The following is a 19,508-nucleotide window of genomic DNA, read 5'->3' on the forward strand; positions in this document are numbered from 1 at the left end:
GATAAGTAAACGCTCTGCGTTGGTCAAAACTCCTGGGGAAACCGTTACATACCTTTAATTCGGAAGCGGTTGAATGTGGCAATCTGACAACATGATCCGCGCCTCGGCCTTTTACGAACCCGGGATCGAACAAGACACTTTCCGCCGCCGAAGATTGCCGTGGGAGATCGCGCTCGTGCTCCTGGTGTCGGTCGGACAGTCGGCGATCTACTCCGTCGTGTCCTTCATCCGAGCAGCGACGCGCGCACCGATCTCGCAGCAGCAGACGCAGCTGAACCCCTCCCGCAGCGCCGAGCCGCTGTGGGACGCGATCTACCAGTTCCTCGACATCTTCTTCTCGCTCGGTCTCGTCGCGCTGGTCGTGTACCTCCTCTGGGAGCCGGGCCTGAGCGCGCTGCGCCGCATCGGTCTCGACTTCCGGCGCTTCGGCGGCGACGCGGCCCGGGGACTGCTTCTCGTCGCGGTCATCGGAGCACCCGGCATCGGCGTCTACGCGGCGGGGCGGGCGCTCGGGCAGAGCATCGCCGTCATTCCCGCGCCCCTCGATTCATCGTGGTGGGTGATCGGTCTGCTGATCCTCGCCGCGCTGCGAGCCGGGTTGACCGAGGAAGTGATCTTCCTCGGCTACCTGTTCGATCGCCTCCGCCGACTCGGGTGGTCGTGGACGTGGGTCATCGTATCGACCGCGCTCCTGCGCGGCAGCTACCACCTGTATCAGGGATGGCCATCGGCGCTCGGAAACGTCGTGATGGGCCTGGTGTTCGGCTGGTGCTACCGCCGTTGGGGCCGTGTCATGCCCTTGGTGATCGCCCACACGGTCATCGACATCGTCGCCTTCGTCGGCTATCCCCTGGCGGCCGCCTGGTGGCCCGGGATCTTCACCCCGACGCCGGGTCCGACGCCCACCCCGACGCCCAGCGGAACGCCCTGACCCGCTCGAAGGATCGATCAGGGCGTCGTGACGGACCACGTCCAGAAGGACGGGGGCACACCCTCGGGCTCCGAGGTGTACGCGACGCCCTGTACCCCCTTGCCCACGGCGACAGCGCCGGTGCGCTCGAAGAGCGGGACGCCTGCGTAGGCCGTGAACAGGGCGCGATCGATCTCCTTCGCACCGGCGAGCACGTCGACGGGGTCCGTGTCGGTGGTGAGTTTGCGGAAGGTGCGCTGGGCATCCGGACCGTCCACGCCCTCGGCCAGACGGTCGCGCGCGGAGCGATAGAGGCTCTCGTCCTCCCCCACCCACGACAGCGTGGCGTCGGGTTCTTCCTCGGCCGTGGCCGCGCGGACGGCGATCCCCGCCTTCGCGCCCATCGTCACCAGCTTCGTGAAGACCGCGCTCGACAGATCGTCGGTGCTGTCGTACGCGACACGCAGCACGGCGGCACGGTCCTCGAGCGCGGAGCGCGCGGCATCCGGATCCGCCGATGTTGCCGGAGCGTTGTTCCCCGAGGTGAGGTCGGTGTACAGCTGCCCTGTTGCCGGAGAAGAGAGGAACGACTGCAGGGGCCGGGCCTCGGGGCGGACTTCCTGCAGCAGCTCTTTGACGAGCGCGTCGCGGTCGAGCGACAGGGAGACCGCCTCGCGGAGATCCGCGGGCGTGCCGTCGGCGAAGCGCAGCTGAAGCGTCTGCGTGGTGGGACCGGTGGTGACCTGCACCTCCGCGTCGGTGAGGGCCTTCAGCTGCTCCGCGTCGAGGTCACCGACGTTGGCGATGTCGATCTCGCCCGCCGTCATCGCCGCCAGCTGCGTCGCGCGGTCGGGGAAGAACCGGACGGTGAGCCCGGTCAGACCCGGGTAGTGGGCGCCCTGGTAGTCGTCGCGTCGCTCCAGAGTGAGGGCGTCCGCCGTCACGCCGGAGACCTTCCACGGCCCCGCGGCGATCGCCGAGGCGGCGTCGGGCACCCCTCCGGCCGGCGCGTCGAAGCCTGTGTTCCAGGCGGCGGCTGCGGCGGCGAGGACGGGGTTGGGCGCCACGGGCGCGGAAGGGTCGCCCTCGGGCGTCGTCAAGATGGCCGTGATCAGCTGCTGGACGGTGACCCCGGCCTTCTCGGCGATCACGTGGACGGGGCGATCCAGCATCCACTGACGGTTCCAGTCGGCGAAGGGCTCGTCGTAGACGAGCGTCAGGGTGTCCTTCGCCCGGTTGAGCGTCGGCCGCTCGGTCCGAGCATTCGGATCGGCAGCAGTGGCGGTCTGGAAGTAACGCGTGCCCGAGACCACCTGCCCCTGAGCGTCGTAGGTCGCGTCGTCGAAGAAGTGCGACGAGACCGCCCAGCCGAAGAGAAGGTCGTCGAGGCTGACCGCGGTGCCGTCCGACCAGGTGCGGTCGGGGAAGAGCTCGTAGCTGACCGTGAGCGGATCGCCCTCGACGCGCGTGATGCGGCCCATCCCGTTGTTCGGGACGACCTGCAGGTCTCCGTCGAGAGAGCCGAGTCGCTCGTCCAGCAGCGACGAGACCGCTCGGTTGGCGGGCGTCGCCCCCTGCGCGGTGGCGGCGTTGAAGCTCGTGAGCGCACCGACGACACCGACCGTGAGGCTGGTGCGTACCGGCTTCTCGGGCTCGGGGGCCGGTTCGGGCGCGGAGCACGCGGAGAGTCCGATCGTCGCGGTCACGATGAGCGCGGCGGCGCGCAGCAGACTCCGGGAACGTGTGGTCAATCGAGGAGCGTGAGACTGGCCAGGGTGCACAGGGGAACCTTACCCAACCCGTGCTGTGCGATTGCCTGTGCGCGCCGCCCGCGCTTCCGCTCGCCCTTGCGCGTCGCTTTCGGCGCCCCGTGCTCCGAGACTGCATTCAGCTGACATCCCCATTGCAGGCTGCAGTGGAGATGTCAGCTGAATGCAGTCTCGCGAAGGGCCGCCCGTCCTGCACAGCAGGGCGAGTTCGGGGTTTGACCACCGACGAGCTCAGCCACGACGCGCGCTCGGGTGCTGTCGGCAAAGGTGGGCGAATGATGCGGATGCCGACGATCTCCCCTCTCCCCCTCCTCCGGCCGTCCGCCCTGACCCACTCGACGCGCAGCGTGCGGCGTGGAGAGATCGTGCCGGTCGGGCGAGGCGTTTACGCGCCACGCGTGGAGTGGGAGTCGCTCGCAGGGTGGGAACGAGATCTGGCGCGAGTCCACGCGCACCTCCTGGTAGCACCGGACGATGTCCTGTGTCTGGAGTCAGCTGCGCTGCTGTGGGGACTGCCGACGGTGGGGGCTGGTCATCCTGTCCACGTCCTTGCTCCGGATACAGCGACTTCGCGACACTCGGGTGGGGTGCAGGTGCATACGAGCGCGCATGCCGATCGCATCATCGAAGAGATTCACGGCATACGCCTGACCTCGCGCGCGGACACCTGCGTCGACATCGCACGCCACCGGCATCCCGGCATCGGCCTCGTCGCGGCGGACGCAGCAGTCGGTGCGGATCGGACGATCGACTCGCTCTCCCTGGTGACGCTGAATGAGGAGAGGATGTCCGCGCGAGGTCGACGGGCGGCGCGATGGGCGCTGAGCCGAGCGGACGGGCGAGCCGAATCAGCCTTCGAGTCTCTGAGCCGCGCGGCGATCGAATGGTGGGGATTTCCGCCGCCCGAACTTCAACAGTGGATCGGCGCCGACGGCGCCGGCGGTGATCGCGCGGACATATGGTGGTCGGTGCGACGAGTCGCGGGGGAGGCAGACGGTCGAATCAAGTACGACGGTCGATTCGGGGACCCGGCCGCCGCGCTCAGGGCAAGAGAGGACCGCGATCGCCGTCTTCTGCGTCGCGGAGCCCGGGCTGTCGTCCACTGGGGCTGGGATGACCTCACCGACGGCGATGCGTTGCGAGCCCTATTGATGTCCGTCGGTCTTTCTCCGGATCACCCACCCGACCTTGCGCGTCTGGCCACGCTCCGCACCACGCTCCGCGCTCGACCCAAAGGCTCCGAGCCTCCGTGAACTGAGCAATCTAAGACCGAGACTGCACACAGCTGACAAACCCATTGCAGCGAGCAGTGGGTTTGTCAGCTGTCTGCAGTCTCGGGGTCTCCTGTGGCGCACGAACGGCCCGGCCTCCTTCACAGCGAGTGAGGCCGGGCCGGAGATCAGGCGAACGCCTCCGGCGGCGGACACGAGCACACGAGGTTGCGGTCGCCGTAGGCCTGGTCGATGCGGCGCACCGGGGGCCAGTACTTGCCGCGGATGATCGATCGCACGGGGTACACCGCGGTCTCGCGCGAGTACGGGTGCGCCCACTCCCCCACGACCACCGTCTCGGCGGTGTGCGGGGCGTTGACCAGAGGGTTGTCGTCGGCGGGCCACTCCCCCGCGGCGACCGCGAGGGCCTCCTGCTTGATCGCGATCATGGCATCCACGAATCGGTCGAGCTCGGCGAGGTCCTCGCTCTCGGTCGGCTCGACCATCAGCGTGCCGGCGACCGGGAACGACATCGTCGGGGCGTGGAAGCCGTAGTCGATCAGACGCTTGGCCACGTCGTCGACGGTGACACCGGTCTGCTCCTTGAGGGGGCGCAGGTCGAGGATGCACTCGTGCGCGACGAGACCTCCCTCACCCGCGTAGAGCACCGGGTAGTGCTCGCGCAGGCGCGTGGCGATGTAGTTGGCCGAGAGCACCGCAGCGGCGGTCGCCTGACGCAGTCCTTCGGCTCCCATCATGCGCACGTACGCCCATGAGATGGGCAGGATGCCGGCGGAGCCGTGGGGGGCCGCCGACACCGGTCCTCCGTCGAACACGCCGCCGGCGTGCTCGGCACGCTGCGAGAACGGGTGCGACGGCAGGTACGGCGCCAGGTGCGCCTTCGCCGCCACCGGACCCACGCCCGGTCCGCCACCGCCGTGAGGGATCGCAAACGTCTTGTGGAGGTTCAGGTGCGAGACGTCGCCGCCCAGGTCGCCGAAGCGCGCGAAGCCGAGCAGGGCGTTGAGGTTCGCGCCGTCGACGTACACCTGGCCACCGGCGTCGTGCACGGCCTGGGTGATCTCGAGCACGTCGTGCTCGTACACCCCGTGGGTCGAGGGGTAGGTGATCATCAGGGCCGAGAGCTCCGCCGCATGCTGCGCGATCTTCGCGCGCAGGTCGCCGAGGTCGACGTTGCCCGCCTCGTCGCACGCGACGACGACGACCTTCATGCCCGCGAGGATCGCCGACGCCGCATTGGTGCCGTGCGCCGACGACGGGATCAGGCACACCGTGCGCTCGGTGTCGCCGTTCGCGAGGTGGTAGCCGCGGATCGCGAGCAGGCCCGCGAGCTCGCCCTGCGAGCCGGCGTTCGGCTGCAGCGACACCGCGTCGTAGCCGGTGACCTCGGCGAGCCAACGCTCGAGCTGCTCGATCATCTCGAGGTAGCCGCGCACGTCGGCCTCGGGCGCGAACGGGTGCACGCGCGAGAACTCGGGCCACGACACCGCCGCCATCTCGGTCGCAGCGTTGAGCTTCATCGTGCACGATCCGAGCGGGATCATGCCTCGGTCGAGCGCGTAGTCGCGGTCGGCGAGGGTCTTGAGGTACCGCATCATCGCCGTCTCGCTGCGGTGCGCGTGGAAGACGGGGTGGGTGAGGTACTCGTCGTCGCGGTGCAGTGCGTCGGCGACGCCCCGCAGGGCTTCGCCCTCGGGCAGCTCGCCGGCGGCCAGACCGAATGCGTCGAGGACCGCCGCGATGTCAGCATCCGTCGTCGTCTCGTCCACCGAAACACCGACCGTCGCATCGTCCACCCAGAGCAGCTGATAGCCGCGCTCGCGCGCACGGTCGACCACGTCTTGCGCGCGCCCCGGCACGTGCACGCGCACGGTGTCGAAGAACGCGTCGCTCACGAGGGTCAGGTCGTACGAACGCAGAGCGGATGCCAGGGCATCGGCCTTGCGCGCGACCCGCGTCGCGATCGCTCGGAGCCCGTCGGGCCCGTGGTAGACCGCGTACATCGCGGCCATGACGGCCAGCAGCACCTGTGCAGTGCAGATGTTCGACGTCGCCTTCTCGCGACGGATGTGCTGCTCGCGCGTCTGCAGCGACAGGCGGTAGGCGGGGGCGCCGACGGCATCCTGCGACACGCCGACGAGGCGACCAGGGAGCTGTCGTTCGAGGCCCGCGCGCACGGCCATGTAGCCGGCGTGCGGTCCGCCGAACCCGAGAGGCACGCCGAAGCGCTGGGTCGTTCCGACCGCCACGTCGGCACCGAGGGACCCGGGCGAGCGCAGCAGCGTGAGCGCGAGCAGATCCGCCGCGGCGACGATCAGGCCGCCGTTCGCGTGCACGGTCTCGGCGACGGCGGAGAAGTCCCAGATGCGCCCGGTCGCGCCGGGGTACTGCACGAACGCGCCGAACGCGGCGGGGATCTCCCCCTCGAACGACGTCTCGACGACCTCGATGCCGACGGCCGCCGCACGATGGTGCAGCAGGGCCTTCGTCTGCGGCAGGGCGTCGACGTCGACGAGGAAGACGTCGGTCTTCGCCTTCGACGCGCGACGCGCGACGAGCATGCCCTCGACGACGGCGGTGGACTCGTCGAGCATCGACGCGTTCGCCGTCGCCAGACCCGTGAGGTCGGTCACCATCGTCTGGAAGTTGATGAGCGCCTCGAGGCGGCCCTGCGAGATCTCGGGCTGGTACGGCGTGTACGCCGTGTACCAGGACGGGTTCTCGAGGACGTTCCGGGCGATCACCGACGGAGTGAAGGTGTCGTAGTAGCCGAGGCCGATCAGCGGCCGCGCGGAACGGTTCGCCGTCGCCAACTCACGCAGCTCGGCGAGCGCTTCGGCCTCGGTCGCGGCGACGGGGATGTCGCTCGTCTCGCGGGGACGGACGTGGATGGATGCCGGGACGGCGGTCTCGACGAGCGCCTCGACGCTGTCGTACCCGACGACCTCAAGCATGCGGGCCTGCGCGTCGGCACCGATTCCGATGTGGCGGTCGGTGAACGCGACCGGCGCGCCAGCCTCGGTGCGGGAAGGAAGGACGGAGGTCATGCGGTGAGGTCCTCGTAGGCGGCGCGGTCGAGCAGGTCGGCGGGAAGCTCGCCCTCGACGCGGATCTTGATGAGCCACCCGCCGGCGAAGGGCTCGGCGTTGACCAGGGAGGGGTCGTCGACCACGGCCTCATTGACCTCGACGACGGTGCCCGTGATCGGCGCGTAGAGCTCTCCGACGGACTTGGTCGACTCGATCTCGCCGCAGACGTCGCCCGCGGTCACCGCGGAGTCCGCGCCGGGGAGTTCGACGAAGACGACGTCGCCGAGCTTGTCGGCGGCGAAGTCGGTGATGCCGACGGTGGCGATGTCGCCCTCGAGGGCGATCCACTCGTGCTCGGAGGTGTAGCTGAGGGCGTTGAGGTCGGTCATGCGTTTCTCCGGTAGAAGGGAAGGGCGGTGACGGTCGCGGGGATGCGAGTTCCGCGCACGTCGATGGTCAGTTCGGTTCCGAGTGCGGATGCCGCGGGCGCGACGAACGCCATCGCGACGGGGTGGCCGAGGGTGGGGCTCAGGGCACCGCTGGTGATCTCGCCGACGGTGTCGTCGCCGTGCAGCACCGCGTAGCCCGCGCGGCCGGCGCGACGCCCCTCCGAGACGAGGCCGACGAGCACGGGGGCGTCCGCGGGTCCGGACGACAGGCCGTCCTTGCCGACGAACGACTCCTTGTCGACGGCGACGACGCGGCCGAGACCGGCCTGGGCGGGCACGATGTCGCGCGACAGCTCATGGCCGTACAGCGGCATGCCGGCCTCGAGGCGAAGAGTGTCGCGCGCGGCGAGTCCGCACGGGACGAGCCCGCGGTCGGCACCCGCGGCGAGCGCGGCATCCCACAGGGCCGCGGCCCGCGCGGTGGGGATCATCAGTTCGTAGCCGTCCTCGCCGGTGTAGCCGGTGCGGGCGACGAAGAGCGGCGCCTCGTCGAAGGTGCCCTCGGTCCAGGCGTAGTAGCCGAGCTCGTCGAGAGCGGTGCCGGTGATCTCGACCCCCGGGGTGGAGCTCAGGATGCCACGTGCCTCAGGGCCTTGCAGCGCGATGAGGGCGAAGTGGTCGGTGACGTCTTCGACGCGGAAGCCGGTAGAGCCGGCGACGAAGGCGAAGGAGTGGGGTCCGGTCCCTTCGACAGGCTCAGGGACCTCGGTTGCAGCGGAAGCGTCGGCCGCTGAGCCTGCCAAAGCATCCGACGCGGGGGTTCCGGTCCCTTCGACAAGCTCAGGGACCTCGGTTGCAGCGGAAGCGTCGGCCGCTGAGCCCGTCGAAGCGTCCGACGCGGGGGTTCCGGTCCCTCCGACAAGCTCAGCGACCTCGGTTGCAGCGGAAGCGTCGGCCGCTGAGCCCGCCAAAGCGTCCGACGCGAGGGTTCCGGTCCCTTCGACAAGCTCAGGGACCTCGGTTGCAGCGGAAGCGTCGGTCGCTGAGCCCGTCGAAGCGTCCGACGCGGAGCGCCACGTCGCCTGGGCGATTTCGAACGCCGCCGCCACGGCATCCCGGTTCCCGGCGTTCGAGATGACGAGGAAGCGCTGCTCTCCCGTGCGGTAGACGATGACGTCGTCGACGATGCCGCCCGACTCGGCGAGCACGAGCGAGTACTTCGCTTTGCCGATTTTCATGGTCGACAGGCGGCCGGCGAGCACGTAGTCGAGGAAGGCCGCGGCTCGCGGGCCCTCGACAACGAATTCGGCCATGTGGGAGATGTCGAACAGCCCTGCGGCCGTGCGCACAGCGTGATGCTCGGCGAGATCGGAGGTGTAGCGCACGGGCATGTTCCAGCCGCCGAAGTCGGTGAACGAGGCACCGAGGGCCTCGTGCCGATCGTGCAGCGGCGACGTGCGCGGTGGAGCGGGGGTTTCGGTCATGAGTTCTGCCGTTCGCGATGACGGTCAGACGCCGGCCGGCGCCTGAGAACTCCCCCTCTGTCATGGGCCTGAGAGTTTCGCTCGCGCCCTCGTGAGGGAGGTCGAGCTTTCACCGTCGGCGGATCCGGCGCGGTGCACCCGGATCACTTTCCAGAGTGGCCCGATCGACGCGGTACGCGTACCTGAGAGATTGGCGGGGAGGCTTGCTCCTTCGGTGCCCGGCTGCGTTCGCCGGAGCTCTCCCGCATCGATCATGGGGCCGGTGTGGACTTGTGGGGTCAGCCTAGCGGGTGGGGGCGCTGGATACAGCCTGCATCGCCTGGGAATCAGTAGGAGCCGCCGGGCCAGACGCCCTCGGGGAGGCGGATGCACGGAGAGAAGGAATCAACATCGAGCTCCGCGCGATCACGGATGTATCGAACAATCCAGAGCGATCCGTACTCTCCGGCAATGTTGACGAGCGAGTCCCCCTGGTCCTGCCGCAGCCCGACGCGATAGTTGCCACCGTTGTTGTAGTGGTCCGCAATGACTCCGATGACTTCCTCGGGTGGCGGGTCTCCCACCACGGTGGCAGTAAGGCCGCCGGCCCACTGCCGTGCGCCGTCTCGGGTGCACCCCAGGAGAGCGCCCTTCTCTTGTTGCTCGATGTCTCTCAGCATCGAGGAGGGGAGCACGGCCGAGATTTCTCGTTCAACCTCCTGAGCGAGCCTCTTCGCGTCGTCGACGCTCAGATCTTCATCGACGATGTCGCCGGTGGGCACGCACGCCGTGAGCAACAGACAAACCAGGGCGAAGACGCCGAGTCCTCCAACAACCCGCCGCCTCACTTGAGCAGCCTCTCTTTGAGATCATTCAAGGCGTTCTTGTTCTCCTCGCTGACTCCCGCGATCAGACTGTGGTTGGCGAGCGGCGAAAGAGACACGCGCTGAGAGGGACCGTCCGGGGTGACAAACGGAGCGAGGTCGCCGCCCAGCAGGACATCGACGTCCGTCGGCCTCTCGTAGATGTGGCTCTCGAACGCCGGGACCGCGTCTGGCGCTCGCCCTGCTCCCACGAGCATCGCGTCCTGAGCCATCGAGAGCGCATCTGTGTAGCTCCAGTGCGAGTAACTGGTCGACGCGTCGGGCGTCCAGCCCTCGGGAACCCAGGCACCGGACAACGAATGAACCTGGTCATAGTGCGCCCCCTGCACCTCGGAGGCCGTGACAGGGACGAGCCCCCAGCTGTGTCCCATGGCGATCTGCCGACAGTGTGCGAGCGTCGGATCGCTGGCTACCTCGCGGTGAAGACGTGCAAGCGCTTCACCCGCGGGAGCGGCCCTGTCGGGGCCGTTGGCTTCGAGGAGGCCGATGCCGAATCCTGTCTGTCCGGGATACTCGTCGTCGCCAGGGAAGTCTGTACCCTTCCACACGAACGCGACCATGCCGCTCTCCTGCTCGGTCATCCACTGAGAGACACCCTGAACTTCTCCTCGATAGAAGCTGTCGACCCGTGTGAACGTTCCGGGCACATAGGTCAAAACCCGCGTCGTCCCCGTCCCCGGCGTGCCGAACATCTCGATGATCCGGTTGTCCGCGGGCTCGTAGAGGTACAGCTGCACCTTGCCGGTCTCGACGCCACGGAGATAGTCGCGCTCCGCTCGCAGCGCGTCCCACGCAGCACGCCTCTCCGCCTGCAGGTCCGCGCTCGCCCCCTCACCGCGAAGTCGCTCCCACGCCGCCAGCTCAGCCTCTACCTCACCCAGGCGCGAGCGCGCCGTCACCCGGTTCGCCGCGACCCGCGCGAGAGGCGGCACGCCGCCCAGGGCCCCGACGAGAGCCGGAGCGCCGTCGATGAGGGCGGCAGCGGCTGCCGGTGAGAGGGAGTCCCACCAGGTGCGCACGGCGTCGGGAGCGGGCGGATGCTCGCGCAGCAGATCCGCCTACTCGGGATGAGCGGCGACGAGACGGGCGACCCGGGACGTCCCCGAGCGCGCGAGAGCGAGCAGAGGCGCCGTGACGAGCTCGGTCGCGATCTCTTCGGTGCGCACAGCCCACGTGAGCCGGGGGCCGAGGGGTGGTACGGCGGCATCCGGGATCGCGACCTCCCATGTCGGAGGGAGCGGGATCGCGGCGAGATCGCCACGCGCCTGGTCGATCCGCTCATCGACGTCCGCGGCGAACCCGTCGATCTCGCGCGTGAGTTCGACGGAACGGTCGCGGTCATCGATCCCCCGGGCTGCGCGCGCGAACTCCGCGACGTGCTCGACGAGACCCCGGCGGCGCAGCGCCAACCACAGGAGGTCGTCGGACAGACGATCGACGATGTCGGCCGCGCGGAGCAGAGCCTCGCAGACGTCGGCGGCGACCACGGCGAGAGGCCGCATCTTCGCGGCGACGGCGGCCGCTTCCGGCGCCTCGTACACCGCTTCGAGGCCGTCCCACCGGGAGACGACCGCGCTTCCCGCCTCGGGGAGGAGGGCCGCCTTGGCTCGCAGCTCTTCAGCGAGGCGCCCCAGCGCGGCGGCGTCCACCGGAATCTCGGGGATCACGCCGAAGTCCGCGCTCACGCGACCCGCCACCGTCCGGCGCCCTGACGCGTTTCGAGCTGCGCCGCCGTGACGGCCATCACCACATCTGCGCGGCAGTACTCCGCCACGACCTGCTCCGCGACCGTCAGGACCGAACCGGCGTGAGCGATCGATCCGCCCGCCTTCGCCTCCCACGGGTCCATGACACGGCAGAACGCCTGGAACAGCTCGGGCACCGGGGCCATGGCATCCCGAATCCCCCACAGCGCCTGGACGGTCGCTCCGACCGCGTCCGTCAGGTCATCGAGACGCCGTGCCGTGTCGCCGGTAAGCCCGAGAAAGCCGGGGACGTCGATGGCGTAGCGGTCGGTCATCCGCGAGACGTTAGCTGGATCGCCGAGAGACCCCGAAAACCTCTCCACAGACGCCGCCCTGGTGAGGAGAAGTCGGCGAGCGAACGTCAGCGCGGGATGCAGGCTCCGGATGCCACGGGCGTCGACAGCGAGTCGAGTTGGGCCATCACGGGCTCGAGCTCGGCGGGCGTCATCGCGTATCCGACGTTCTCGTCGGAGTCGGACCGCGCGAAGACGACGCCGGCCACATCGCCGGTCGGCGTGAGGAGGGGGCCACCCGAGTTGCCCGGGCGGATCACCGCGCCGAGCGCGTAGATCTCGCGCGGGGTCGACTGCCCGTCGTAGATGTCCGGAACGGGCACGCTCCCCACCGACAGCACCTGCGCGCTGCCGGAGGTGAAGGGCCCGCCGTACGGGTACCCCTGGACGACGGCGGCGGCTCCCACGTCGAGAGTGGAGACGACCGGGAGGGGCTTGGCATCCAGGCCGTCGACCGCCACCACGGCCAGGTCGTCGGTCGGGTCGAAGTAGACCACTCGGCCCTCACGCGCGGGCTGACCGGGAAGTTCGACGAGCGGCGTGTCGACACCCGCGACCACGTGGGCGTTCGTGATCAGTCGGCCGTCGCCCGCCACGAACCCGGATCCGCTCGAGGTGACACCGCACGCGTAGGCCGTGCCGGAGATGCGGGCGACCGACTGCGCCGCTTCCGTGAGAGCGGGGTCGTCGAGCGCGATGTCGGGAGCCGTCGGCACCGGACCGATCTGGATCAGCTGGCCCAGCCGCGGAAGGCCGTCGGCGAGGACGTTACCGCGCAGTTCCGCGATCGCCGCGCGGACGGGGGCGGGGGTGATGTCGTCGATCGTGCGGACGACGGCCGACGACCCGAGCGCGGCGGAGACCACCGGCATCCCGGCGGGGATCAACGAGCCGGACACGAACGAGATGGCGAGGGCCGCTGCGGCGACGTTGACGACCCCGCCCAGGAGTCGCTCGGGGATGCGCAGCTTGATGCGGTCGGCACCACGTCGGAACATCTGCCCCACGGCGCTGCCGAGACCGGCCCCGAGCAGCAGGAGGAGCACACCCGCGCCGACCATGGCGGGTCCACGCCACGCGGGTTCGGTGACCCACTGACCGACGAGAGGCGTCACCCAGAAGGCGGCGAGCGCTCCCAGCGCCAGCCCTGCGAAGAAGCCGATCGTGGCCAGGAAACCACGCGACAGGCCCACGAGGAGCGCGATCGCCAGCACGACGATCAACACGATGTCGACAACAGCCACCCGCACCTCCGAGGTCTGCGATCAGGGTACGTCGCCGGTCCTGGGAGAACCCCTCGACGCGCGTTTTGCGCTTCGGGTCACAATGACATTAAGATCGTCGATGGAGATATGGTCACCATGACACGAACCCCTCGCCCCGAGTCCCGAGACGCCGACGTGCGCGTCGCCGTCTCGACGGTCATCTTCAGCGTCCGCCGCGACGCGCACGACGAACCGGTCCTGTCCCTCCCCCTCGTCCGCCGCACGCGCGACCCGTTCGACGGTCGGTGGGCGTTGCCCGGGGGCTGGCTCGACGCCGCTGAAGAGCTCGACACCGCGGCATCCCGAACCCTGGCCGAGACGACGGGCCTCACCCCCAGCTACCTCGAACAGCTCTACGCGTTCGGTGCGGTCGACCGCTCCCCCACCCGCGTCGTGTCGATCGTGTACTGGGCGCTGTTGCGCTCCGACGAGGTCGACGCCCAGGTCGCCGCGCACGAACGCGAGGGCGACGCGCCCGAGAATGTCGAGTGGTTCGACGCGACCGACCTCCCGCCGCTGGCGTTCGACCACAACGACATCGTCGAGTACGCCCTCTGGCGTCTGCGCAACAAGGTCGGCTACAGCCGGATCGCGCACGGCCTCCTCCCCGACGAGTTCACGCTCGCCGACCTCCGCGAGGTGAACGAGACGATCCTCGGCAAGCGCCTGGACCCCGCGAACTTCCGCCGTCAGGTCGACACCTCGAACACCCTCATCCCGACCGAACGCTTCCGCACCGGAAGCCACCGTCCCGCCCGCCTGTACCGCTACAACCGCGATGTGGAGCTCGCCGACCGCGGCCCGCTCCCCTCCCGTCACTGATCGGAACGCCCATGTCCGCCACCCTCATCACCCTGCAGCCCCGCCCCGCGATCGACCCGAGCGTCGACCACGCGATTCAGGCGATCGTCTCGGGCGCGTCGACCGACGCCACCTGCACCACCGACCTCGCCGTGGGTCCCTGGGACTTCGACACCCGCCCGGGGTACGGTCCGGGCTCATCGATGGGCGACGTCATCCCGACGGGCGCCCCGCGACAGGGCGAGCTGCCCGCCGAGTACCGAGAGGCGTCGGACGACGAACTCGATGAGCGCATCCGCGCCGCCAAGGCGACCCTCGGCGATCGCGTCGTCGTGCTCGGCCACTTCTACCAGCGCGAAGAGGTCGTCCGCCACGCCGATTACGTCGGCGATTCGTTCCAGCTGGCCAACGCCGCGAAGGAGCGGCCGGAAGCCGAGGCGATCGTGTTCTGCGGTGTGCACTTCATGGCCGAGACGGCCGACCTGCTCTCGCGCCCCGAGCAGGCCGTCATCCTGCCGAACCTCGCAGCCGGATGCTCGATGGCCGACATGGCCGACATCGACCAGGTCGAGGAGTGCTGGGAGCAGCTCGAAGACGTCCTCGGCGATCTGGAGACCCCGGATGCCGACGGCCTGGTGCCGGTGATCCCGGTGACGTACATGAACTCCAGCGCCGCCATCAAGGGATTCGTCGGCCGTCACGGCGGCATCGTCTGCACCTCCTCGAATGCGCGCACCGTGCTCGAGTGGGCTTTCGCCCGCGGTCGCCGCGTGCTCTTTTTCCCCGATCAGCACCTGGGCCGCAACACGGCGAAGGCCATGGGCGTTCCGCTCGAGCAGATGCCGATGTGGAACCCGCGGAAGCCGCTCGGCGGATCGACGGCCGAGGTCATCGAGGACAGCCGCGTCATCCTGTGGCACGGGTTCTGCTCGGTGCACCGCCGATTCACCGTCGACCAGATCGAGAAGGCGCGCGCCGAGCACCCCGGTGTTCGCGTGATCGTGCACCCCGAGTGCCCGATGGACGTGGTGGATGCCGCCGACGAGGCGGGATCGACCGACATCATCCGCAAGGCCATCGCCGCCGCCACCGAGCCCACGACCTTCGCGATCGGCACCGAGATCAACCTCGTGCAGCGCTTGGCCGCGCAATACCCGCAGCACGAGATCTTCTGCCTCGACCCGGTCGTGTGCCCGTGCTCGACGATGTACCGCATTCACCCCGGCTACCTCGCGTGGGTGCTCGAGTCGCTCGTGGCGGGCCAGGTGGTCAACCGCATCACGGTCCCGGCCGATGTCGCCGAGCCCGCCACCGTCGCCCTCGAGCGCATGCTCGCGGCCAAGCCGAACGGTGCCGTGAAATGACCACGGTCGTCGTGGTGGGCAGCGGTATCGCCGGTCTCACGGCGGCGCTGCACGCGGCGGAGAACGGATGCCACGTCACGATCGTGACGAAGGGCGCTCTTCCCGACACGAACACGCGGTGGGCCCAAGGCGGGATCGCGGCGGTCACCCACCCCGCCGACAGCGTGGTCTCGCACGCCGCCGACACGCACACCGCGGGCGCCGGGCTCACCGACGCCGCTGCCGTCGACGTCCTCGTCGGCGAGGGACCGGCACGGATCCTCGAACTCGTTTCGCGCGGGGTGACGTTCGACCGGACGCCGGAGGGCGACTTCGCCCGCGGCTTGGAAGCCGCGCACAGCGTTCCGCGCGTGCTGCACGCGGGCGGGGACGCGACCGGTGCCGAGATCCAGGCGGCTCTGGGCGCCGCGGTGCGCGCCGCCGATCTACCCGTGCGGGAACATGCCCTTCTGCGTGACCTCGTGGTCGAAGGCGGTCGCGTCACGGGGATCGTGCTCGACGGCGGCGAGCGTCTCGACGCCGACGCGGTGATCCTCGCGACCGGTGGCGCCGGACAGCTGTACGCGCACACCACGAACCCGCTTGGTGCGACCGGGGACGGGATCGCGGCGGCCCTGCGCGCCGGTGCCGCCGTCGCGGATCTCGAGTTCGTCCAGTTCCACCCCACCGCCCTCGCTGTTGGGGCTCCGTTCCTCGTCTCCGAGGCCGTCCGCGGCGAAGGTGCCGTCCTCATCGACGACGCCGGGCGGCGATTCTGCTTCGACGCGCACCCCGACGGCGAGCTGGCGCCCCGCGACGTCGTCGCCCGCGCCAATGCCCGGGCGATGGCCGCGCAGGGCGACCGGCCGGTTCGCCTGGATGCCACGGCACTCGGCGCCGAGCGGCTCGCGCAGCGCTTCCCCACGATCGATGCCGCCGTCCGCGCACGTGGGCTCGATTGGGCGCGGGAGCCCATCCCCGTGACGCCCGCCGCGCACTACCTCATGGGCGGGATCGTCACCGACCTCGACGGGCGCACGAGCGTCCCCGGTCTGTACGCGGTCGGCGAGACGGCGCGCACGGGCGTCCACGGCGCGAACCGCTTGGCATCCAATTCCCTGCTCGAAGGGGCGGTGTTCGGCGCGCGGGCCGGGGAGGCCGTGACGGAGGAAGGCACGTGGCCGGTCGCGCCGGCATCGGCCGCTCTCGAGCACGTCGAAGCCGCCGCGGACGCTCCCCCGTTCTCGCGCGAAGCCCTCCAGCAGGTGATGTGGGCGCACGCAGGGCTCGTGCGCGATACTGCCGGCCTCGACCACGCGTCCGGGCTCCTCGCCGCCTGGGCCGCTTCCCCGTCCCCTCGCTCGATCGAGGACGCCAACCTTCTGCTCGTCGCCCGTCACGTCGTCGCCGCGGCGCGCTCTCGCACCGCCTCGGTCGGCGCGCACTTCCGCGCCGACGCTCCCGCCACGGCATCCGTCCCGCCCGTTCAGGAGGCCTTCGCATGCTGACCCGTGCCGCGATCGAACGCGTCGTCTCAGCCGCGTTGACCGAGGACGCCCCCTGGGGCGACCTGACGAGCGAGACGCTCATCCCCGCGGATGCCGTCGCCCGCGCCGCCCTCGTCGCCCGCGTCGACGGTGTCTTCAGCGGCGCGGCGGTGTTCGCGGCCGCTTTCACCCTCACCGATCCTTCGATCGTCGTCGAGCAGCACGTGGCCGACGGCGAGCGGTTCGCCCCGGGCGACACGCTGGCGACGGTCTCGGGTCCCGCGCGCGCCGTGCTCACCGCCGAGCGCATCGGGCTGAACTTCGTGCAGCGGATGTCCGGCATCGCGACCCTCACCAGCCGGTACGTCGCCGAAGTCGCGCACACCGGTGCACGCATCGTCGACACGCGCAAGACCACACCGGGCCTTCGCGCGATCGAGCGCCAGGCAGTGCGTGACGGCGGAGGACACAACCACCGCTTCTCGCTCTCCGACGCGGTCATGGCCAAGGACAACCACCTCGCCGTGCTCACCTCCGGAGGGCTGTCCGTCACGCAGGCGCTCGAAGGGGCGATCGCCCGCCTCCCCCACACCACGCACGTCGAGGTCGAGGTCGACCGGCTCGACCAGATCGACGCGGTGCTGGCCGCCGGCGTCGGCACGATCATGCTCGACAACTTCTCCCTCGACGACCTGCGTCTCGGCGTCGCCCGCATCGCCGGCGCCGCTCAGGTCGAAGCCTCGGGCGGCGTGACGCTCGACACCGTCCGCGCCATCGCCGAAACGGGCGTCGACGTCATCTCGGTCGGCGCTCTCACCCACTCCGCTCCCGCGCTCGACCTGGGCCTGGACATCCAGATCGAGACGGCGTGAGCCTCTACCTCGACAACGCCGCCACAACCCCCGTGCGCCCCGAAGTGCTCGAGGCCATGGCGCCCTACCTCACGCGGTTCTTCGGTAATCCGTCGAGCCATCACGAGGTCGGCGAGGCAGCGGCATCCGCCCTGGACGACGCGCGATCACGCGTCGCCGGAGTGCTCGGGATGCGGACGAGCGACATTCTCTTCACCTCCGGCGGCACCGAGTCCAACAACGCCGCGATCAAGGGACTCGTCCTCGGCTCCGGCAAGAAGCACCTCGTCACGACCGCGATCGAGCACGAGTCCGTCCTCGCGTCAGCGGACTACCTCGCTCGTCTGCACGGAGTCGACGTCACGCACGCCCGGGTCGACTCGACCGGCACCCTGACTCCGGATACGCTCGCCGGCGCGCTCCGCGATGACACCGCACTGGTGAGCGTCGGATACGCGAACAACGAGATCGGCACGGTGCAGGATGCCGCCGCCCTCGTCGCCGTCGCCCACGACCGCCGCGTCCCCGTGCACCTCGACGCCGTCCAGGCCGCGGGGTGGCTTCCCCTCGCGGGACTCGGGGCCGACGCGCTCACGGTCGCCGGGCACAAGATCGGCGCCCCGAAGGGCACGGGGATCCTCGCCGTGCGGGGGCGTCTCCCTTTCGAACCGCTGCTGCACGGCGGGGGGCAGGAACGCGGACGCCGATCCGGCACCCCCGACGTCGCGGGCGCGGTCGCGATCGCCCGCGCGCTGGAACTCGCCGAGGCCGAACGCGCCGACGAGGCCGAGCGCGTCTCGGGTCTGCGCGACGAGTTCACCGCGCGGGTGCTCGACCTGGTCCCGGGTGCGCGGCTCACCGGACACCCGTCTCGGCGCCTTCCGGCCACCGCGAGCTTCGTCTTCCCGGGCACGAACGGCGAAACCGTCCTGCTCGAGCTGGAACGTCGCGGCATCGTGTCGTCCAGCGGGTCGGCATGCGCTGCGGGCAGCGACGAAGCCTCGCACGTCCTCCTGGCGCTCGGCCTCCCCCACGACGAGGCGCGCACCGCGGTCAGGTTCACCCTCCCGCACGGGCTGACGGCTTCCTTGGAACCGGTCGCTCGAGCGGTCCAGGCTGCCGTGACCGCCGTAGGATCGCCCGAGTGAGCACCACGGGCGTCACTGTCATCATTCCCGGCTTCAACGTCGCCGATTACGCAGAAGAGGCCCTCGGCTCCCTCTGCGCGCAAACCCATCGACAGTGGACCGCGGTGCTCGTCGACGACGCGTCCACCGACGACACCCGGCACCTGTTCGCGGACGCGGCAGCCGCCGACCCGCGCTTCCGCGTCGTCCGCCACGAGACGCAACGCGGACTCGGCGCGGCGCGGAACACCGGGCTCGCGCGGGTCGAGACGCCGTACACGGCCTTCCTCGACGCCGACGACCTCCTGCGACCCGACGCCCTGACCCGGCTGGCGGACACGCTCGATCGCACGAGCAGCGATTTCGTGGTGGGGGCATACGTGCGCCTCCGACCGGATGCCGAGGGCCCGGGCTACACCGCGGGCGAGGTCCAGCCCTGGGTCGCGGCCGCCACCGACCCGGCGCGGGAGCGGACCACGCTCGCGGCGCACCCCGCAGCATCCGGGAACATCGTCGCGTGGTCGAAGCTGAGCCGCACGGCCTTCTGGCGCGAGCACGATCTCCGCTTCCCCGAGGGGCGGTACTACGAGGATCAGGTGCTGGCGCAGCGGATGTACACGCGCGCCGAGGCCTTCGACGTGATCCCCGACGTCGTCGTCGAGTGGCGGCAGCGCCGCGACGGAGGCTCGATCACGCAGCGCCTCGGCGAGCTCGACGTGCTGCGCGACTACCTCGAAGCCCTCGGCGAAGGTATCGCGGTGCTGCGAGCGGCCGGGGCGGACGCGGCGATCGCGCAGCGGGGAGCGCTGATCCGTACGCTCGACCTCCCTCCGCTGCTCCGCATCGCCGAGACGCACCCGGATCCCGCGTATCGCATCGCTCTCGAGGCGTTCCTGGAGACGCTGCCCGGCTGACGCCGC

General features: G+C 70.1%; 17 protein-coding genes and 1 riboswitch. Of the genes, 8 read left to right on the plus strand and 9 right to left on the minus strand.

Going from position 1 to position 19,508, the window contains the following annotated elements; genetic code table 11:
* The first annotated feature begins 91 nt into the window (after positions 1-91).
* Complete coding sequence (locus tag AB0O24_RS00560; protein WP_275801311.1) at positions 92-931, plus strand: CPBP family intramembrane glutamic endopeptidase; 840 nt, start codon at positions 92-94, stop codon at positions 929-931.
* Positions 932-948: 17 nt separating this feature from the next.
* Here the strand turns inward: AB0O24_RS00560 and AB0O24_RS00565 are convergent, their stop codons facing one another.
* The gene (locus AB0O24_RS00565) at positions 949-2,661 is read right to left on the minus strand and encodes an ABC transporter substrate-binding protein (protein WP_363371746.1); all 1,713 of its coding nucleotides are present in this window, start codon (positions 2,659-2,661) and stop codon (positions 949-951) included.
* A gap of 605 nt (positions 2,662-3,266) precedes the next feature.
* Between AB0O24_RS00565 and AB0O24_RS00570 the strand changes: the two genes are divergently transcribed.
* Positions 3,267-3,932 (plus strand): hypothetical protein, encoded by a 666-nt coding sequence (locus AB0O24_RS00570; RefSeq protein ID WP_363371748.1) that lies wholly within the window; start codon positions 3,267-3,269, stop codon positions 3,930-3,932.
* A gap of 146 nt (positions 3,933-4,078) precedes the next feature.
* Here the strand turns inward: AB0O24_RS00570 and gcvP are convergent, their stop codons facing one another.
* The 8 genes from gcvP to AB0O24_RS00610 all read right to left on the minus strand — a co-directional run bounded on the left by gcvP (position 4,079) and on the right by AB0O24_RS00610 (position 12,958).
* On the minus strand, positions 4,079-6,958 hold the full coding sequence (gcvP, locus tag AB0O24_RS00575) for an aminomethyl-transferring glycine dehydrogenase (RefSeq protein WP_363371751.1): 2,880 nt from the start codon (positions 6,956-6,958) through the stop codon (positions 4,079-4,081).
* Positions 6,955-7,329, minus strand: coding sequence for a glycine cleavage system protein GcvH (gene gcvH / locus AB0O24_RS00580; RefSeq protein WP_363371754.1), 375 nt, complete (start codon positions 7,327-7,329; stop codon positions 6,955-6,957). The genes gcvP and gcvH overlap by 4 nt, the downstream gene beginning before the upstream one ends.
* Complete coding sequence (locus AB0O24_RS00585) at positions 7,326-8,813, minus strand: glycine cleavage system aminomethyltransferase GcvT (RefSeq protein WP_363371757.1); 1,488 nt, start codon at positions 8,811-8,813, stop codon at positions 7,326-7,328. Before AB0O24_RS00585 ends, gcvH begins: the two co-directional genes overlap by 4 nt.
* A gap of 160 nt (positions 8,814-8,973) precedes the next feature.
* Positions 8,974-9,068: riboswitch (glycine riboswitch) on the minus strand.
* Between the two features lie 71 nt (positions 9,069-9,139).
* The gene (locus AB0O24_RS00590; protein ID WP_363371760.1) at positions 9,140-9,574 is read right to left on the minus strand and encodes a hypothetical protein; all 435 of its coding nucleotides are present in this window, start codon (positions 9,572-9,574) and stop codon (positions 9,140-9,142) included.
* Positions 9,575-9,636: 62 nt separating this feature from the next.
* Positions 9,637-10,575, minus strand: coding sequence for a hypothetical protein (locus AB0O24_RS00595; protein WP_363371762.1), 939 nt, complete (start codon positions 10,573-10,575; stop codon positions 9,637-9,639).
* A gap of 159 nt (positions 10,576-10,734) precedes the next feature.
* On the minus strand, positions 10,735-11,361 hold the full coding sequence (locus AB0O24_RS00600; RefSeq protein ID WP_363371765.1) for a hypothetical protein: 627 nt from the start codon (positions 11,359-11,361) through the stop codon (positions 10,735-10,737).
* A complete protein-coding gene (locus AB0O24_RS00605) occupies positions 11,358-11,696 on the minus strand; it encodes a hypothetical protein (RefSeq protein WP_363371768.1) in 339 nt (112 codons plus the stop codon). The genes AB0O24_RS00600 and AB0O24_RS00605 overlap by 4 nt, the downstream gene beginning before the upstream one ends.
* An 86-nt stretch (positions 11,697-11,782) precedes the next feature.
* Positions 11,783-12,958: a MarP family serine protease gene (locus AB0O24_RS00610; RefSeq protein WP_363371771.1), complete on the minus strand. Its 1,176-nt coding sequence runs from the start codon at positions 12,956-12,958 to the stop codon at positions 11,783-11,785.
* Between the two features lie 108 nt (positions 12,959-13,066).
* On the opposite strand from AB0O24_RS00610, the gene AB0O24_RS00615 reads away from it, so the two are divergent.
* Genes AB0O24_RS00615 through AB0O24_RS00640 form a run of 6 tightly spaced genes read left to right on the plus strand, consistent with a single transcriptional unit; the run spans position 13,067 to position 19,502 of the window.
* A complete protein-coding gene (locus AB0O24_RS00615) occupies positions 13,067-13,801 on the plus strand; it encodes an NUDIX domain-containing protein (protein ID WP_275798511.1) in 735 nt (244 codons plus the stop codon).
* An 11-nt stretch (positions 13,802-13,812) separates the two neighbouring features.
* A complete protein-coding gene (nadA, locus tag AB0O24_RS00620; protein ID WP_363371775.1) occupies positions 13,813-15,144 on the plus strand; it encodes a quinolinate synthase NadA in 1,332 nt (443 codons plus the stop codon).
* Positions 15,141-16,631 (plus strand): L-aspartate oxidase, encoded by a 1,491-nt coding sequence (gene nadB / locus AB0O24_RS00625; RefSeq protein ID WP_363371777.1) that lies wholly within the window; start codon positions 15,141-15,143, stop codon positions 16,629-16,631. Before nadA ends, nadB begins: the two co-directional genes overlap by 4 nt.
* Positions 16,625-17,482 carry a carboxylating nicotinate-nucleotide diphosphorylase gene (gene nadC / locus AB0O24_RS00630; RefSeq protein ID WP_307385812.1) on the plus strand — a complete coding sequence of 286 codons (858 nt, stop codon included), beginning with the start codon at positions 16,625-16,627 and terminating at the stop codon, positions 17,480-17,482. Before nadB ends, nadC begins: the two co-directional genes overlap by 7 nt.
* Positions 17,479-18,609, plus strand: coding sequence for a cysteine desulfurase family protein (locus AB0O24_RS00635; protein WP_363371780.1), 1,131 nt, complete (start codon positions 17,479-17,481; stop codon positions 18,607-18,609). Before nadC ends, AB0O24_RS00635 begins: the two co-directional genes overlap by 4 nt.
* Complete coding sequence (locus tag AB0O24_RS00640) at positions 18,606-19,502, plus strand: glycosyltransferase family 2 protein (RefSeq protein ID WP_363371783.1); 897 nt, start codon at positions 18,606-18,608, stop codon at positions 19,500-19,502. Before AB0O24_RS00635 ends, AB0O24_RS00640 begins: the two co-directional genes overlap by 4 nt.
* The last annotated feature ends 6 nt before the right edge of the window (positions 19,503-19,508 follow it).

Origin of the sequence: Microbacterium sp. NPDC086615 (genome assembly GCF_040686055.1) — a bacterium.
GTDB lineage: Bacteria > Actinomycetota > Actinomycetes > Actinomycetales > Microbacteriaceae > Microbacterium.

What these genes read in the sequence shown, in the direction of transcription:
- AB0O24_RS00560 (WP_275801311.1), top strand. Translation starts at nt 92, where the DNA reads ATGATCCGCGCCTCGGCCTTTTACGAACCCGGGATCGAACAAGACACT.
- gcvP (WP_363371751.1), bottom strand. Translation starts at nt 6,958, where the DNA reads ATGACCTCCGTCCTTCCTTCCCGCACCGAGGCTGGCGCGCCGGTCGCG.
- gcvH (WP_363371754.1), bottom strand. Translation starts at nt 7,329, where the DNA reads ATGACCGACCTCAACGCCCTCAGCTACACCTCCGAGCACGAGTGGATC.
- AB0O24_RS00585 (WP_363371757.1), bottom strand. Translation starts at nt 8,813, where the DNA reads ATGACCGAAACCCCCGCTCCACCGCGCACGTCGCCGCTGCACGATCGG.
- AB0O24_RS00605 (WP_363371768.1), bottom strand. Translation starts at nt 11,696, where the DNA reads ATGACCGACCGCTACGCCATCGACGTCCCCGGCTTTCTCGGGCTTACC.
- AB0O24_RS00615 (WP_275798511.1), top strand. Translation starts at nt 13,067, where the DNA reads ATGGTCACCATGACACGAACCCCTCGCCCCGAGTCCCGAGACGCCGAC.
- nadA (WP_363371775.1), top strand. Translation starts at nt 13,813, where the DNA reads ATGTCCGCCACCCTCATCACCCTGCAGCCCCGCCCCGCGATCGACCCG.
- nadB (WP_363371777.1), top strand. Translation starts at nt 15,141, where the DNA reads ATGACCACGGTCGTCGTGGTGGGCAGCGGTATCGCCGGTCTCACGGCG.
- nadC (WP_307385812.1), top strand. Translation starts at nt 16,625, where the DNA reads ATGCTGACCCGTGCCGCGATCGAACGCGTCGTCTCAGCCGCGTTGACC.